At 47.9% G+C, this 14,041-nt stretch carries 24 protein-coding genes; all 24 read left to right on the top strand.

The genetic code is table 11. The features are described 5' to 3' along the window. Window positions 1-13 precede the first annotated feature (13 nt). Window positions 14-847: a 50S ribosomal protein L2 gene (gene rplB, locus ACYZ97_RS05655; protein ID WP_473300492.1), complete on the top strand. Its 834-nt coding sequence runs from the start codon at window positions 14-16 to the stop codon at window positions 845-847. A 15-nt stretch (window positions 848-862) separates the two neighbouring features. Further along, complete coding sequence (gene rpsS, locus ACYZ97_RS05650; RefSeq protein ID WP_473300491.1) at window positions 863-1,141, top strand: 30S ribosomal protein S19; 279 nt, start codon at window positions 863-865, stop codon at window positions 1,139-1,141. A 2-nt stretch (window positions 1,142-1,143) separates the two neighbouring features. After that, complete coding sequence (rplV, locus tag ACYZ97_RS05645) at window positions 1,144-1,533, top strand: 50S ribosomal protein L22 (protein WP_473300490.1); 390 nt, start codon at window positions 1,144-1,146, stop codon at window positions 1,531-1,533. Further along, window positions 1,533-2,246 carry a 30S ribosomal protein S3 gene (rpsC, locus tag ACYZ97_RS05640; protein ID WP_473300489.1) on the top strand — a complete coding sequence of 238 codons (714 nt, stop codon included), beginning with the start codon at window positions 1,533-1,535 and terminating at the stop codon, window positions 2,244-2,246. The genes rplV and rpsC overlap by 1 nt, the downstream gene beginning before the upstream one ends. A 38-nt stretch (window positions 2,247-2,284) precedes the next feature. Continuing rightward, the gene (gene rplP / locus ACYZ97_RS05635; RefSeq protein ID WP_473300488.1) at window positions 2,285-2,698 is read left to right on the top strand and encodes a 50S ribosomal protein L16; all 414 of its coding nucleotides are present in this window, start codon (window positions 2,285-2,287) and stop codon (window positions 2,696-2,698) included. Between the two features lie 13 nt (window positions 2,699-2,711). Then, window positions 2,712-2,912, top strand: coding sequence for a 50S ribosomal protein L29 (gene rpmC, locus ACYZ97_RS05630; protein ID WP_473300487.1), 201 nt, complete (start codon window positions 2,712-2,714; stop codon window positions 2,910-2,912). A gap of 11 nt (window positions 2,913-2,923) precedes the next feature. After that, complete coding sequence (gene rpsQ, locus ACYZ97_RS05625) at window positions 2,924-3,157, top strand: 30S ribosomal protein S17 (protein ID WP_473300486.1); 234 nt, start codon at window positions 2,924-2,926, stop codon at window positions 3,155-3,157. A 161-nt stretch (window positions 3,158-3,318) separates the two neighbouring features. Beyond that, the gene (gene rplN / locus ACYZ97_RS05620) at window positions 3,319-3,687 is read left to right on the top strand and encodes a 50S ribosomal protein L14 (protein WP_047144810.1); all 369 of its coding nucleotides are present in this window, start codon (window positions 3,319-3,321) and stop codon (window positions 3,685-3,687) included. Window positions 3,688-3,697: 10 nt separating this feature from the next. Continuing rightward, window positions 3,698-4,012 carry a 50S ribosomal protein L24 gene (rplX, locus tag ACYZ97_RS05615; protein ID WP_473300485.1) on the top strand — a complete coding sequence of 105 codons (315 nt, stop codon included), beginning with the start codon at window positions 3,698-3,700 and terminating at the stop codon, window positions 4,010-4,012. After that, window positions 4,005-4,562, top strand: coding sequence for a 50S ribosomal protein L5 (gene rplE / locus ACYZ97_RS05610; protein ID WP_473300484.1), 558 nt, complete (start codon window positions 4,005-4,007; stop codon window positions 4,560-4,562). Before rplX ends, rplE begins: the two co-directional genes overlap by 8 nt. A 24-nt stretch (window positions 4,563-4,586) precedes the next feature. Further along, window positions 4,587-4,892, top strand: a complete 306-nt coding sequence (gene rpsN, locus ACYZ97_RS05605; RefSeq protein WP_473300483.1) for a 30S ribosomal protein S14 — start codon at window positions 4,587-4,589, stop codon at window positions 4,890-4,892. A gap of 15 nt (window positions 4,893-4,907) precedes the next feature. Beyond that, window positions 4,908-5,306, top strand: a complete 399-nt coding sequence (gene rpsH / locus ACYZ97_RS05600; RefSeq protein ID WP_473300482.1) for a 30S ribosomal protein S8 — start codon at window positions 4,908-4,910, stop codon at window positions 5,304-5,306. Window positions 5,307-5,340: 34 nt separating this feature from the next. Further along, window positions 5,341-5,874 (top strand): 50S ribosomal protein L6, encoded by a 534-nt coding sequence (gene rplF / locus ACYZ97_RS05595; RefSeq protein WP_473300481.1) that lies wholly within the window; start codon window positions 5,341-5,343, stop codon window positions 5,872-5,874. 12 nt (window positions 5,875-5,886) lie between these two features. Then, window positions 5,887-6,249, top strand: coding sequence for a 50S ribosomal protein L18 (rplR, locus tag ACYZ97_RS05590; RefSeq protein ID WP_473300480.1), 363 nt, complete (start codon window positions 5,887-5,889; stop codon window positions 6,247-6,249). Between the two features lie 96 nt (window positions 6,250-6,345). Beyond that, complete coding sequence (rpsE, locus tag ACYZ97_RS05585; protein WP_473300479.1) at window positions 6,346-6,906, top strand: 30S ribosomal protein S5; 561 nt, start codon at window positions 6,346-6,348, stop codon at window positions 6,904-6,906. Between the two features lie 30 nt (window positions 6,907-6,936). Further along, entirely contained in the window at window positions 6,937-7,143 is a 207-nt protein-coding gene (gene rpmD, locus ACYZ97_RS05580) for a 50S ribosomal protein L30 (RefSeq protein WP_473300478.1), read from the top strand. 22 nt (window positions 7,144-7,165) lie between these two features. Next, window positions 7,166-7,633 (top strand): 50S ribosomal protein L15, encoded by a 468-nt coding sequence (gene rplO, locus ACYZ97_RS05575; RefSeq protein ID WP_473300477.1) that lies wholly within the window; start codon window positions 7,166-7,168, stop codon window positions 7,631-7,633. 256 nt (window positions 7,634-7,889) lie between these two features. Continuing rightward, on the top strand, window positions 7,890-9,239 hold the full coding sequence (gene secY, locus ACYZ97_RS05570) for a preprotein translocase subunit SecY (protein ID WP_473300476.1): 1,350 nt from the start codon (window positions 7,890-7,892) through the stop codon (window positions 9,237-9,239). After that, complete coding sequence (locus ACYZ97_RS05565) at window positions 9,236-9,814, top strand: adenylate kinase (RefSeq protein ID WP_473300475.1); 579 nt, start codon at window positions 9,236-9,238, stop codon at window positions 9,812-9,814. The genes secY and ACYZ97_RS05565 overlap by 4 nt, the downstream gene beginning before the upstream one ends. Before the next feature lie 186 nt (window positions 9,815-10,000). Beyond that, window positions 10,001-10,369, top strand: a complete 369-nt coding sequence (rpsM, locus tag ACYZ97_RS05560; protein ID WP_473300474.1) for a 30S ribosomal protein S13 — start codon at window positions 10,001-10,003, stop codon at window positions 10,367-10,369. A gap of 135 nt (window positions 10,370-10,504) precedes the next feature. After that, window positions 10,505-10,894, top strand: a complete 390-nt coding sequence (gene rpsK / locus ACYZ97_RS05555) for a 30S ribosomal protein S11 (protein ID WP_002964339.1) — start codon at window positions 10,505-10,507, stop codon at window positions 10,892-10,894. 90 nt (window positions 10,895-10,984) lie between these two features. Continuing rightward, window positions 10,985-11,992, top strand: a complete 1,008-nt coding sequence (locus ACYZ97_RS05550) for a DNA-directed RNA polymerase subunit alpha (protein WP_473300473.1) — start codon at window positions 10,985-10,987, stop codon at window positions 11,990-11,992. 22 nt (window positions 11,993-12,014) lie between these two features. Then, window positions 12,015-12,440: a 50S ribosomal protein L17 gene (gene rplQ / locus ACYZ97_RS05545; RefSeq protein ID WP_473300472.1), complete on the top strand. Its 426-nt coding sequence runs from the start codon at window positions 12,015-12,017 to the stop codon at window positions 12,438-12,440. Between the two features lie 241 nt (window positions 12,441-12,681). Beyond that, on the top strand, window positions 12,682-14,040 hold the full coding sequence (locus tag ACYZ97_RS05540; protein ID WP_473300645.1) for a DegQ family serine endoprotease: 1,359 nt from the start codon (window positions 12,682-12,684) through the stop codon (window positions 14,038-14,040). Window position 14,041 lies beyond the last annotated feature (1 nt).

Raw genomic sequence — 14,041 nt, 5'->3', positions numbered from 1 at the left:
GGAGTTAAGAACAATGGCACTTAAGCACTATAATCCGACCACCCCGGGCCAGCGTCAGCTTGTTATTGTTGACCGTTCAGGTCTGTATAAGGGTAAGCCCGTCAAGGCGTTGACCGAAGGTCTGTCGTCAAAGGGCGGTCGTAACAATGCAGGCCGTGTAACGGCCCGCTTTCAGGGTGGCGGTCACAAGCGCACCTATCGCTTTGTGGATTTCAAGCGTACCAAGCGTGATATTCCGGCGAAGGTAGAGCGTCTTGAATATGATCCCAACCGTACAGCTTTTATTGCTTTGATCCGTTATGAAGACGGTGAGCTAAGCTATATTCTGGCTCCACAGCGTTTGGCTGTTGGTGACACGGTTCTGGCAGCTGCCAATACCGACGTCAAGCCAGGTAATGCGATGCCTCTTGGCAATATGCCAGTCGGCACCATTATCCACAATGTGGAAATGAAGCCGGGTAAGGGCGGTCAGATTGCCCGTTCTGCTGGTACTTACGCCCAGTTGGTTGGTCGTGATCAGGGTATGGCTATCTTGCGTTTGAATTCCGGTGAGCAGCGTCTAGTATCCGGTAGTTGCTATGCAACAGTCGGTGCGGTTTCCAATCCGGATCATGGCAATATCAATGATGGTAAGGCTGGTCGTTCACGTTGGCGCGGTAAGCGTCCTCATGTTCGCGGTGTTGCCATGAACCCTGTTGATCACCCGCATGGTGGTGGTGAAGGCCGTACATCTGGTGGTCGTCATCCGGTTTCACCTTGGGGTAAACCGACCAAGGGTAAGAAGACCCGTTCGAATAAATCGACGGACAAGTTCATTATGCGCTCACGTCATCAGCGTAAGAAATAAGAGAGGTAGTTACCAGTGGCTCGTTCAGTATGGAAAGGTCCGTTTGTGGATGGCTATCTTCTCAAGAAAGCTGAGAAGGTACGTTCAGGCGGCCGTAATGAGGTCATCAAGATGTGGAGCCGTCGCTCCACTATTTTGCCGCAGTTTGTCGGCCTGACCTTTGGTGTTTATAACGGTAACAAGCATGTGCCTGTTTCTGTTTCTGAAGAAATGGTTGGTCATAAGTTCGGCGAATTCGCGCCGACCCGTACCTATTATGGGCACGGTGCGGACAAGAAAGCGAAGAGGAAATAACGATGGGTAAAGCCAAGGCTCCCCGCCAGCTCAAAGACAATGAAGCGAAAGCTGTCGCCCGTACAATTCGCGTCAGTCCGCAAAAACTTAATCTGGTTGCTGCAATGATTCGCGGCAAGAAGGTCAATACAGCGCTTGCTGATTTGACTTTTTCGCGTAAACGTATTGCAGAAACTGTAAAGAAAACACTTGAATCGGCTATCGCTAATGCTGAAAACAATCATGATCTCGATGTTGATTCGCTGATTGTGGCTGAAGCGCATGTTGGCAAGTCGATTGTTATGAAGCGTTTTCATGTCCGTGGACGTGGCCGTGCAAGTCGCATTGAGCGTCCGTTTTCGCATCTCACCATCGTTGTCCGTGAAGTTTCGGAAAAAGGGGAGGCCGCATAATGGGTCAGAAGATTAATCCAGTTGGGCTTCGCCTCGGCATCAACCGCACTTGGGATTCTCGTTGGTATGCTGATACCGGTGAATACGGCAAGCTGTTGCATGAAGATTTGAAAATCCGTGAATATGTCATGGACGAATTGAAGCAGGCTGCAATTGCCAAGGTTGTGATTGAGCGTCCGCATAAAAAGTGCCGCGTTACGATTCACTCAGCTCGACCGGGTGTTATTATTGGCAAAAAAGGTGCCGACATTGAAAAGCTGCGTCGTAAGATTGCAGATATGACGAATGTCGATACATCTTTGAATATTGTCGAAGTGCGTAAGCCTGAAATTGATGCAACATTGGTTGCCCAGTCGATTGCCCAGCAGCTTGAACGCCGTGTGGCTTTTCGTCGCGCTATGAAGCGTGCTGTGCAGTCTGCAATGCGTCTTGGTGCTGAAGGTATCCGTATCAATTGTGCCGGCCGTTTGGGTGGTGCTGAAATTGCGCGTATGGAGTGGTATCGTGAAGGTCGTGTGCCATTGCATACACTGCGTGCCGATGTTGATTATGGTACAGCTGAAGCTAAGACTGCCTATGGTATCTGTGGCGTTAAGGTTTGGGTCTTCAAGGGTGAAATTCTTGAGCATGATCCGATGGCTTCTGAGCGTCGTGCCACCGAAGGTGATAATCAGGGTTCGAATAATACGAACCGCCGCCGCGAAAACGCTTAAGTTTTTGTGGTTGGAACCTAGATTTGGAGTAGAGAACAATGTTGCAGCCCAAGCGCACAAAGTTCCGTAAGCAGTTCAAAGGCCGTATTCACGGTGTTTCGAAAGGTGGTTCGGACTTGAATTTTGGTGCTTACGGTCTGAAGGCTGTTGAGCCAGAACGCGTTACCGCGCGTCAGATCGAGGCAGCCCGCCGTGCCATTACACGTCATATGAAGCGTGCAGGTCGTGTGTGGATCCGCATTTTCCCAGATCTTCCGGTGACTTCAAAGCCAACGGAAGTTCGTATGGGTAAAGGTAAGGGTAGTGTGGACTATTGGGCAGCACGTGTTGCTCCCGGTCGTATCATGTTTGAGCTTGACGGCGTACCCGAAGATGTGGCACGTGAAGCACTCCGTTTGGGTGCTGCAAAGCTGCCCATTAAAACCCGTTTCGTCCAGCGTATTGCTGAATAAAGAGGTTTAAGCGATGAAAGCCGCAGAATTTCGGGCGCAAACGCTCGACCAAATGAACGATCAACTGGCTGATTTGAAGAAAGAGCAGTTTAATTTGCGCTTTCAGAAAGCAACAGGCCAGTTGGAAAAGACAGCACGCGTAAAACAGGTTCGCCGTGATATTGCGCGTATTAAAACAATCGCCCGCCAGAAGGCGGCCGAAAGCAAGGCTTAAGGATTAATACTATGCCGAAACGCATTCTGCAGGGCGTTGTCGTCAGCGACAAGAACGACAAGACTGTTGTGGTCAAGGTGGAGCGCCGTTATGCGCATCCGCTGCTTCAGAAGATCATTCGTCAGTCGAAGAAGTACAAAGCGCATGACGAAAACAACCAGTTCAAAGTTGGTGATCAGGTTTCTATTCAGGAATCAAAGCCGATTTCGAAAGATAAGCGTTGGGTCGTCGTCAATAACGGCTGAACGTAATTAACCGAGCTTTTTGCCGGAAAAAGAGTTTGGGGCGCATTTTCGCGTCCCGATTTCTTGTTTTTAAGGCAAAATGTTCAAATCGAGTTTGACAGGCAGGTCCGGATGTGTCAAAGGCACCGCCGGACGTAAACATTAAGAGAAGGCAGCCAGTCATGATACAGATGCAAACAAACCTCGACGTCGCGGACAATTCCGGCGCCCGTCGTGTCATGTGCATCAAGGTGCTTGGCGGTTCGAAGCGTAAATACGCTTCGGTCGGCGACATTATTGTCGTTTCCGTCAAGGAAGCCATTCCGCGCGGACGCGTTAAAAAAGGTGATGTGATGAAAGCCGTGGTGGTTCGTACTGCCAAGGATATTCGTCGCCCTGATGGTAGCGTTATTCGTTTTGACAAGAATGCGGCCGTTTTGGTCGACAACAAGAAAGAGCCAATCGGCACTCGTATCTTCGGACCGGTTCCGCGTGAACTTCGCGCTAAGAACCATATGAAGATTATTTCGCTGGCTCCAGAAGTTCTATAAGGAGCCAACGATGCAAAAGATTCGTAAAGGCGATAAAGTCGTTGTGCTGACCGGTAAAGATAAAGGTCGCAATGGCGAAGTTATCAAGGTAAACCCGAAGGAAGATTCAGCTCTCGTTCGTGGTATCAACATGGTAAAACGTCACCAACGTCAGACGCAGACACAGGAAGCTGGAATTATTTCCAAAGAAGCCGCGATCCATCTGTCTAATCTGGCAATTGCCGATCCCAAGGACGGTAAGCCGACCCGTGTCGGTTTCCGTATTGAAAAGGATGGCAGTAAGGTTCGTGTTGCCAAGCGCTCGGGAGAAAAGATCGATGGCTGAGAAAAAACAAGAGCCTCGTCTGAAGAAGCATTATCAAGAAGTTGTCCGCAAGGCTCTTCTTGAAAAGTTCGGCTACGAGAATGAGATGCAGATTCCACGTATTGATAAAATTGTTATCAATATGGGGGTTGGTGAAGCCACTGCGGATTCTAAGAAGCCTGCAATTGCAGCGGAAGATTTGGCTATGATTGCTGGTCAGAAAGCTGTTGTCACGCATGCACGCAATTCAATTGCAACCTTTAAAGTGCGTGAAGATATGCCGCTGGGTGCCAAGGTAACCTTGCGTAAAGACCGCATGTATGAATTTATTGATCGTTTGGTCACTATCGCATTGCCGCGTGTACGTGACTTTCGCGGTTTGAATCCCAAGAGCTTTGATGGTCGCGGCAATTTTGCCATGGGCATCAAGGAACATATCGTGTTCCCGGAAATCAACTATGATAAAGTTGATCAAATCTGGGGTATGGACATTATCGTTTGTACGACAGCGAAGACGGATGATGAGGCACGTGAATTGTTGCGTGCTTTCAATTTCCCCTTCCGTTCGTAACGGCAAGCGAAGCGAGGTAAAGTTATGGCCAAGACAAGTGCCGTTGAAAAGAATAAGCGTCGTCAGAAGTTGGTTAAAAGCCACTCTGCTCGTCGTGCCCGTTTGAAGGCAATCGTTATGGACCAGAAGGTTCCATTGGAAGAGCGTTTTAAAGCATCGATCCAGTTGGCAGAAATGCCGCGCAACTCTGCGAAGGTTCGTATTCGTAATCGTTGTGAAGTATCGGGTCGTCCGCGCGCTTATTATCGTAAATTGAAAATGTCGCGTATCGCATTGCGTGATTTAGGCTCGCTGGGACATATTCCCGGTGTTGTCAAGTCAAGCTGGTAAGGGGAGTATTTAAAGATGTCTATGTCTGATCCTCTCGGCGATATGCTGACACGTATCCGTAATGCTATTGGTCGTAAGAAAACCAAAGTGTCGACACCAGCTTCCAAGTTGCGTGCACGCGTTTTGGATGTTCTACAGTCTGAAGGCTATATTCGTGGTTACAGTCAGGTTGATTTTGGTAACGGCAAGTCCGAAATTGAAATCGAATTGAAATATTATGAAGGTGCTCCGGTTATTCGTGAAATTTCACGTGTTTCCAAGCCCGGTCGTCGCGTTTACGTCTCGGTCAAATCTATTCCGCAGGTTGCGAATGGTCTTGGCATTTCGATTTTGTCAACACCTAAGGGTGTGATGGCTGATCATGATGCACGTGAACAAAATGTTGGTGGGGAGCTTCTTTGCCGCATCTTCTGATGTCGCTAGCTCGAAAAAAACAGGTTAGAAAACAATGTCTCGTATTGGAAAAAAACCCGTTCAGGTCCCTGCTGGCGTTACTGCCACGGTAGAAGGCCAGACGGTCAAGGCCAAGGGGCCTAAAGGTGAGCTGGAATACGTTGTTAATGACGAAGTTCTGGTTAAGTTCGAAGAAAATGCCGTAACGGTTACGCCGCGCGATGAATCTAAGGACGCCCGTTCAAAGTGGGGTATGTCACGCACAATGATCGAGAATATCTTTCAGGGTGTAAAAGACGGCTTTGAGAAGAAACTTGAAATTAATGGTGTTGGTTATCGTGCTGCGATGCAGGGTAAGAATATCCAGCTTTCTCTTGGTTTTTCTCATGATGTCGTTTATGAAGTTCCTGCTGGTATTACCGTTGCTGTACCGAAGCCGACTGAAATTGTCGTTTCTGGTATAAACAAGCAGCAGGTTGGCCAGGTTGCGGCTGAAATTCGTGAATATCGCGGTCCTGAGCCTTATAAGGGCAAAGGTGTTAAATATGCGGATGAACGTATTGTCCGCAAAGAAGGTAAGAAGAAGTAAGGAAACGGCAACATGGCTTCGTCTAAGGAAATTCTCCGCAAGCGTGCGTTGCGCGTGCGCCGTCAGGTCAAGAAGGTGGCTAATGGTCGTCTTCGTTTGAGCGTTCATCGTTCAAACCTCAATATTTATGCTCAGATCATTGATGATCTGCGTGGCCATACCGTGGCTTCTGCTTCGACAATGGATGGCGATCTGAAAAAAACTTTGAAAAGCGGTGCTGGTAAAGAAGCTGCTGCTGCTGTTGGCAAACTTATTGCAGAACGTGCAAAGAAAGCCGGCGTCAAGGAAGTTGTTTTTGATCGTGGCCCTTATATTTATCATGGTCGTGTCAAGGCTTTGGCTGAGGCCGCTCGTGAAGGTGGTTTGAGCTTCTAAAGAATATAATCGGCATTGTTGCCGGTTTTATAGCAAAGCTTCTCGGTAGAGAGGCTTTTTCACCAAGTGCTTCCGGAAAAGAAAAAGGAATGAGGAATGGCACAAAAAGAACGTCAAAATCGCGACGAACGTCGTGAAGAGCGCGATAGCGAGTTTGTTGACAAGCTTGTCCATATCAATCGCGTAGCCAAAGTTGTTAAGGGTGGCCGTCGCTTCGGTTTTGCTGCTCTTGTTGTTGTTGGTGACCAGAAAGGCCGCGTTGGCTTTGGTCATGGTAAGGCACGTGAAGTGCCGGAAGCTATTCGTAAGGCAACAGAAGCTGCCAAGCGTGAGCTGATTTATGTTCCGCTTCGTTCTGGCCGTACCCTTCATCACGATGTTGAAGGCCGTCATGGAGCCGGTAAGGTTCTGCTTCGTTCGGCTACGGCTGGTACCGGTATTATTGCTGGTGGTCCTATGCGTGCTGTTTTTGAAACCCTTGGCATGCAGGACGTTGTTGCTAAATCATTGGGTTCATCGAATCCTTACAATATGGTTCGCGCTACTTTCGATGCGTTGAAGCGCCAGATGCATCCTAAAGACATCGCCGCTCAGCGTGGAATTAAATATTCGACCTTGCAGGCACGTCGCCAGCATTTGGTCGGTGGCGAAGAATAATCTCCGGCTTGTCAGGGAAGGATTTTTAAAATGGCTGAGAAAAAGTCTCAGACGGGCAAGACGGTAACGGTCGAACAGATCGGTAGCCCCATCCGTCGTCCTGCTGTTCAGCGTGCAACGTTGATCGGTTTGGGTCTTAATAAAATGCACCGTCGTAGTACTTTGCAGGATACACCTGCTGTACGCGGCATGATTGCCAAAGTCCAGCACCTCGTACGTGTTGTGGACGAGGCTTGATTTAAGCGCAGGAGTAAAAATCATGAAGTTGAATGAACTGCGTGAAAATGAAGGCGCAACAAAGAACCGTAAACGTGTTGGTCGTGGTATTGGTTCGGGTTCGGGCAAAACAGCCGGTCGTGGTGTAAAAGGTCAGAAATCGCGTTCGGGTGTTTCTATCAACGGTTTTGAAGGCGGCCAGATGCCGATTTATCGCCGTTTGCCGAAGCGCGGCTTTACCAATCTTTTTGCTAAAAGCTTCAATGTTGTTTCGCTGGGTCGTGTCCAGACGGCAATTGATGCGGGCAAGCTTGATGCCAAGAAGACTATTGACCAGAAGAGCCTAAAAGAAGCTGGCGTCATCCGTCGTGAAAAAGACGGTGTTCGTTTGCTTTCGGACGGTGAGTTGAAAACCAAGGTCAGCTTTGATGTTGCAGGTGCCTCCAAGGCTGCTGTTGCAAAGGTTGAAAAGGCTGGTGGTTCAATCAAACTTCCGGCTGCTGCTGAATAAGGTTTGATTCTGAATTCGATAGTGGCCTGGAGCGGGCGGATTTTTCCGCACCATTCCGGGCCATTGTCATCTTGAGCTTTATAAAAGCTTGAAAACTTGTTGTAGGAATCTGTTTTGTTATACTTATAGTATTTAATCGACAGAATTTTACGATGATCTGTTTGAAAACGAATGATATCCTTTGCCTTTCTTGAAGGTAGCGGATATTGAGCGTTAAGAGGTTGACGCGAAACGCGTCGATAAACGGAGAAAATTGATGGCATCAGCCGCAGAACAACTTGCATCCAATCTCAATTTCAGTTCTTTCGGGCGTGCGACGGAACTTAAAAAGCGTATCTGGTTTACTATCGGCGCTTTGCTGGTTTTCCGTCTTGGAACCTATATTCCTATGCCGGGCACGAACACAGAAGCCTTGAAGATGATGGTGCAGCAGCATGCTAATGGTATGCTTGGTCTGTTCAATACGTTTGCTGGTGGTGCTGTCGGTCGTATGGCGATTTTTGCACTTGGAATCATGCCCTATATTTCGGCATCGATTATCGTCCAGTTGATGACATCGGTTGTACCAGCTCTTGAAGCATTGAAAAAAGAAGGTGAATCCGGCCGTAAGATTATTAATCAATATACCCGCTATGGTACAGTTCTTTTGGCGATTATCCAGGCTGGAGGTATCGCGTTTGCATTGGAAAGCGGTATGGGAACACCTTATCAACTTGTTGTGGAACCGGGCTGGTTTTTCCGGATATCGGCTATCATCACTTTGACCGGCGGTACGATGTTCTTGATGTGGTTGGGGGAGCAGGTTACTTCTCGTGGTGTCGGTAATGGTATTTCGTTGATTATCTATGCTGGTATTGTGGCTGAAATTCCTAGAGGGTTTGCGCAGCTGATCAGTTCCTTCAATGACGGTGATCTTTCAGCCTTTGCATTGATTATGATTTTTATTATCATTGTTTTGGTCATTGCTGCCGTGGTCTTTATTGAACGTGCCCAGCGCCGTCTTTTGATCCAATATCCCAAGCGTCAGGTGGGCAATAAGATGTTTCAGGGCGATACATCGCATTTGCCGTTAAAGCTTAATACTGCTGGTGTTATTCCGCCGATTTTTGCTTCATCTATTTTGATGTTGCCGACAACGATTACCAATTTTTCAAGCAATATGCCGCAATGGCTTCAGTCGATTGCATTTTCGCTTAGTCATGGCCAGCCGCTTTATATGGTGGTATTTGCAGCATTGATGGCATTTTTCTGCTTTTTCTATACAGCGATTGTCTTCAATCCAAAGGATACGGCAGATCAGTTGAAAAAACATTCAGGCTTTATTCCGGGTATCCGCCCGGGTGAGCGTACCGCAGAATATATAGATTATGTTTTGACCCGTATTACCGTGGTCGGTGCAATCTATATTATTCTTGTCTGTCTGTTGCCTGAATTTGCCCGTGCTATCTTCCCTGTCATTCCTTTTACATTGGGCGGTACATCATTGCTGATCGTGGTAACGGTAACCCTAGATACTATTGCGCAGGTACAAGGACATCTTGTTGCGCATCAATATGAAGGCTTGATCAAGAAGTCGAAACTTCGTGGAGGAAGAAAAGGCCGATGAAACTGATACTTTTGGGGCCACCCGGAGCAGGTAAGGGCACGCAGGCAAAAATTCTGACGGAAAAATATGCTATTCCGCAGCTTTCAACCGGTGATATGTTGCGTGCAGCTGTGGCTGCGCAGACGGAAGTTGGCAAGAAAGCCAAGGCTATCATGGATGATGGCGGTCTTGTTTCGGATGATATTGTCAACCAGATTGTATCGGATCGTATTGATGAAGCAGATTGTGCCAATGGCTTTATCCTTGATGGTTATCCGCGTACAGTCGGTCAGGCAGAAGCATTGCAAGATATTTTAAAATCGAAAAACACTGAGCTTGACGGTGTCATTGAGCTTGTTGTTGATGAAAATGCACTGATAGATCGCATGAAAAAGCGTGTTGAGGAAACAATTGCTGCAGGTGGTAAAGTGCGTTCGGATGATAATCCTGAAAGTTTTGCTAAGCGATTGATTGAATATCGTGAAAAGACGGCGCCACTTTCGGCTTTTTATGCAAAGACAGGTCAGCTGAAGCAGGTTGACGGTATGCTTGATGTGGCTCAGGTGACATTGGTTATTGAAAATTTGCTCAAATAGGGCAGAGACGGTCAGAAAGACTGGGAAGGGGAGTTGACTTTTACGGGTAAATCCGTCTAAGACACCTTCAATTCATTTCAATGAGATGATCGGCATCGGTATTTTAACCGGAACCGGTCGTTTTGTGTTGCCGGATATAATTTAGTATTCGGTCGCGGGTAACTTTAAAATTTAAGGAGAACAGGCGTGGCTCGTATCGCTGGCGTCAACATCCCGACAAACAAGCGTGTGGTTATTGCGCTTCAGTATATTCACGGGATTGGACAGAAATTTGCGCAGGAAATCGTCGATAAGGTCGGTATTCCTGCTGAACGTCGTGTAAACGAACTGTCGGACGCAGAAGTCCTTCAGATCCGTGAAACGATTGACCGTGACTATCAGGTTGAAGGTGATCTGCGTCGTGAAGTTGCAATGAATATCAAGCGTTTGATGGATTTGGGCTGCTATCGCGGTCTGCGTCATCGCCGTTCATTGCCGGTGCGTGGTCAACGTACTCATACGAATGCTCGTACCCGTAAAGGTCCGGCTAAGGCAATCGCCGGTAAGAAGAAATAAGCTATTCCCCGCTTTGTGGCGGGGTTTCGCCTTTTATAAAAGGCAGGCGCCCGTACGCCTTATGGTGAAAACCAATACGGATATAGGTGGAGCCGCTGGTGTTACGGCGGTGCAGAGATCATTGAAAGGATGAAAATGGCCAAAGAAGCCACACGTGTTCGCCGTCGCGAACGTAAAAACATCTCATCGGGCGTTGCCCATGTGAATTCGACATTTAATAATACCATGATTACCATTACCGATGCACAAGGTAATGCGATTGCTTGGTCATCTGCTGGTGCGCAAGGTTTCAAGGGTTCGCGTAAGTCAACTCCTTTTGCCGCTCAGATTGCTGCAGAAGATTGTGCCAAGAAGGCTCAAGAGCATGGTATGCGTTCATTGGAAGTTGAAGTTTGCGGACCGGGCTCGGGTCGTGAATCTGCACTTCGTGCCCTTCAGGCCGCCGGTTTTGTGATTACATCTATCCGTGATGTCACTCCGATCCCGCACAATGGTTGCCGTCCGCGCAAAAAACGCCGCGTCTAATTTACCGTTGTTTAGTTGCCGGATTTATCCGGCGTTCACGCTGACTGTCACGGTTGAATAGTGGCAGAAGTCAAGAACAGGAATATGAATATGATTCAGAAAAACTGGCAGGAACTGATTAAACCGAACAAGGTTGAATTTCAGGGCAGTGGCAACAAGATTTCCGTTGTTGCAGAGCCTTTGGAACGCGGCTTTGGTCTTACATTGGGTAACGCGCTTCGTCGTGTTCTGCTTTCGTCATTGCGCGGTGCTGCTGTAACGGCTGTGCAAATTGATGGTGTCCTTCACGAGTTTTCGTCGATTTCTGGCGTTCGTGAAGATGTTACCGACATCATTCTTAATATTAAGGAAATTGCTATCCGTATGGAAGGCGATGGTCCTAAGCGTATGGTTGTACGTAAGGAAGGCGCGGGCGTTGTTACAGCTGGCGATATCCAAACGGTCGGCGATATTGAAATCTTGAATCCCGAGCACGTTATCTGCACGCTTGATGAAGGCGCTGAGATCCGTATGGAATTCACTGTCAATAATGGCAAGGGCTATGTTCCGGCAGAACGTAATCGTGCGGAAGACGCTCCGATCGGTCTTATTCCGGTTGATAGTCTTTATTCACCGGTTCGCAAGGTTTCCTATAAGGTTGAGAACACCCGTGAAGGTCAGGTTCTTGATTATGACAAACTGACATTGACGATTGAAACAAATGGCGCTGTCAATGGTGAAGATGCTGTGGCTTTTGCTGCTCGCATTTTGCAGGACCAGCTGTCTGTATTTGTCAATTTTGAAGAGCCGCAGAAAGAAGCCCAGCCGGAACAAGTATCCGAATTGGCTTTCAATCCAGCATTGCTCAAGAAAGTGGACGAGTTGGAGCTTTCTGTCCGTTCGGCCAATTGCCTCAAGAACGACAATATCGTCTATATTGGCGACCTTATCCAAAAAACGGAATCGGAAATGCTGCGCACTCCGAATTTCGGCCGCAAATCGCTGAACGAAATCAAAGAAGTTCTGGCATCCATGGGCCTCCATCTTGGTATGGAAATCCCCGCTTGGCCGCCTGAAAATATTGATGATCTCGCTAAGCGTTACGAAGATCAATACTAAGAGAATTTGAAGGAGCAAGCTCATGCGCCATGGTAAATCAGGCCGCAAGCTGAACCGCACTGCTAGTCATCGTAAAGCGATGTTCGCCAATATGGCCGCATCTCTTATCGATCACGAGCAGATTGTGACGACGCTGCCCAAGGCCAAGGAAATCCGTCCTATTGTTGAAAAACTAGTCACCCTCGGTAAGCGTGGTGATCTGCATGCCCGTCGTCAGGCAATTTCAGCGATCCGCGATGCAAAGTTGGTTGCCAAATTGTTTGATACATTGGCTACACGTTATGCAACACGCAATGGTGGTTATATTCGCATCATGAAAGCCGGTTTCCGTACTGGTGACAATGCGCCTCTGGCCGTTGTTGAATTTGTTGATCGCGACGTTGACGCAAAGGGTGCAGTCGATCGTGCCCGTGTTGAAGCGGAAGCCAAAGAGGCTGATGCTGCATAAGACCGGTTGATTTTCAAAAATCAAAAAGCCCGCCTTTCTGGCGGGTTTTTTTATGCACGTAAATTTGAAGTGCGGAGTCGTTTATTTTCCGTTTTCTTTTATAAAGCTGATAACAAGGTGGCATGTGGGTTTATTTATCCCACAGATGGCTTTAATCTGCCGTAATGATGGAGAGCTCTGGATGAAATCGGTTATGAAATTTTTTATATATGCTTTGTCCATGGTCTTTATGACAATAGGAATGGGTTTTGCGCAAGGTAATCCTGCAGATACAGCTGAGATACCGGCTTCCCAGTCGCAAATCAAACTTTCTTTCTCGCCATTGGTCAAGCGGACAACACCTTCTGTCGTCAATGTATACGCCGCTCGTCAGGTGCAGGTGCGTTCACCTTTTGCTGGTGATCCGTTTTTTGAGCAGTTTTTTGGACGTTCTTCCCCTAATCGTCCCTCGCGTGTTCAATCTTCGCTTGGTTCTGGTGTGATTGTCGATGCAGACGGGTTAATTGTAACCAATTATCATGTTATCCGTGATGCGGATGAGATTAAGGTTGCGCTTTCTGATGGCCGTGAGTTTGAAAGCACGGTCATGTTGAAAGATGAGGCAACCGATATTGCTATTTTGAAGATTGATACCAAGGGAGAGAAGTTTCCTGTACTGTCGCTTGGTGATTCTGATGCTGTAGAAGTTGGCGATCTGGTCTTGGCTATCGGTAATCCTTTTGGAGTAGGGCAGACTGTCACCAGTGGTATTGTTTCTGCGCAGGCTCGCACCCGTGTCGGTATTTCAGATTTTGATTTTTTTATCCAGACAGATGCGGCTATTAATCCTGGTAATTCTGGTGGCGCCTTGATTGATATGAAGGGCGAGCTGATTGGCATCAATACGGCTATTTATTCGCGTTCCGGTGGTTCTGTCGGGATCGGTTTCGCCATTCCGGCTAATCTGGTTCGTGCTGTCGTTGACGCTGTTAAACGTGGTGATAAAATATTTGAGCCGCCTTTTGTTGGGGCGACTTTCCAGACCGTGACAGCCGATGTTGCCGAAGGGTTGGGGCTGGGACAGCCTTATGGTGCGTTGATTACCGATATTATCAAGGATAGTCCGGCAGATAAAGCCGGTCTTAAAGTCGGTGATCTTATTGTCGGTGCACAAGGAACGCGTGTCGATAACCCTGATGGTTTAGGATATAGACTAATGACAACCGGTATTGGTCACGTATTGGATATAGATTATATGCGTGACGGCAAGCAAGCAAAGGCCCGGTTGCAGTTGGTTGCTGTGCCGCAAGAGCAGATGGGAAGCCCTGAGCGTATCGGTGGTGATTCGCCTTTTGCCGGTGCGGAGGTTACCAATTTGACACCACAAAATGCGCATCGTTTTCGTCAGGCACCACAGGCTAAAGGTGTGGTGATCAGCGATGTGAAGCGTGGCAGCAATGCTGCAGGGCTTTTCAATTATGGTGATATATTGCGGGCAGTCAACGGTATCGAGATTACGACAATCAATGATCTGAAGAAGGTTCTTGCTGCTGGCACACCGCGCATATGGAAACTTGAATTTGAACGTGGCGGTGTTCTCATCCAGCAATTTGTTCGCTGAG

Source organism: Bartonella sp. bp_1 (genome assembly GCF_055808085.1).
Note: the sequence above shows the minus strand (reverse complement) of the source record. Positions and strands in the feature narration are given on the sequence as shown.